The organism is Pseudomonas sp. FW305-28, assembly GCF_017351395.1.
In the GTDB taxonomy this organism is placed as follows: domain Bacteria; phylum Pseudomonadota; class Gammaproteobacteria; order Pseudomonadales; family Pseudomonadaceae; genus Aquipseudomonas; species Aquipseudomonas fluorescens_AA.
On sequence record NZ_JACNDD010000300.1, the window covers coordinates 1 to 920 of the forward strand.

Sequence of the window (920 nt, forward strand, 5' to 3'; positions counted from 1 at the left end):
CGGGCTGAGCTGGAATCGCATTGAGCTCGACCAGAGCTTCACTATCGCCGCCTGCCCGAACCTGCGCTTCACCCCGCTGCCCCTGCGCAGCGCCGCACCGCCCTATTCACCCCATCGCTTCGACCCGCACCCGGGCGACAACATCGGGCTGATCGTCGAAGACCTGCGCACGGGCGGCAAGCTGTTCTATGCCCCGGGCCTGGGCAAGGTCGACGAGCCATTGTTGGCGATCATGGCCGGCAGCGATTGCCTGCTGGTGGACGGCACGATGTGGGACGACGATGAAATGCAGCGCCGTGGCGTAGGCACCCGCACCGGCCGGGAAATGGGCCACCTGGCCCAGAACGGCCCCGGCGGCATGCTGGAAGTGCTGGAGCAACTGCCTGAGCAGCGCAAGGTCCTTATCCATATCAACAACACCAACCCGATCCTGGATGAAGACTCGCCCGAACGGGCCGAGCTTGTACGTCGAAAGATTGAAGTGGCCTACGACGGAATGAGTATTGAGTTGTAGGAAGGTCGGAACCAATGTGGGGTGGGCTTGCGGTGTATCCGTCGACATTGGTGCCGACTGGTAGGACGCTATCGCGAGCAAGCTCGCTCCCACAGTAGTCCTGATATCTGATTCACAGCACAACCCGTGTGGGAGCGAGCTTGCTCGCGATGGGGCCAGCCCTGACGCCACAGAACCCAACGGTTATTCCCCGGAGACCGAAATGACTGACACCCCCCTGTCCCCCGCCGAGTTCGAAGCGGCCCTGCGTGCCAAAGGCGCGTATTACCACATCCATCACCCCTATCACGTGGCGATGTATGAAGGCCGTGCCACTCGCGAGCAGATCCAGGGCTGGGTCGCGAACCGTTTCTACTATCAAGTGAATATCCCGCTCAAGGACGCCGCGATCCTGGCCAACTGCCCG

The 920-nt window shown here is 62.2% G+C and carries 1 protein-coding gene and 1 pseudogene; both read left to right on the forward strand.

Going from position 1 to position 920, the window contains the following annotated elements; genetic code table 11:
* Positions 1-514, forward strand: a 514-nt coding sequence (locus tag J4E53_RS30505) for an MBL fold metallo-hydrolase (RefSeq protein ID WP_259333264.1), incomplete at its 5' end; no start/stop codon positions are given.
* A 202-nt stretch (positions 515-716) separates the two neighbouring features.
* Positions 717-920 (forward strand): annotated as a pseudogene (locus tag J4E53_RS30510) (pyrroloquinoline quinone biosynthesis protein C); the annotation flags it as partial.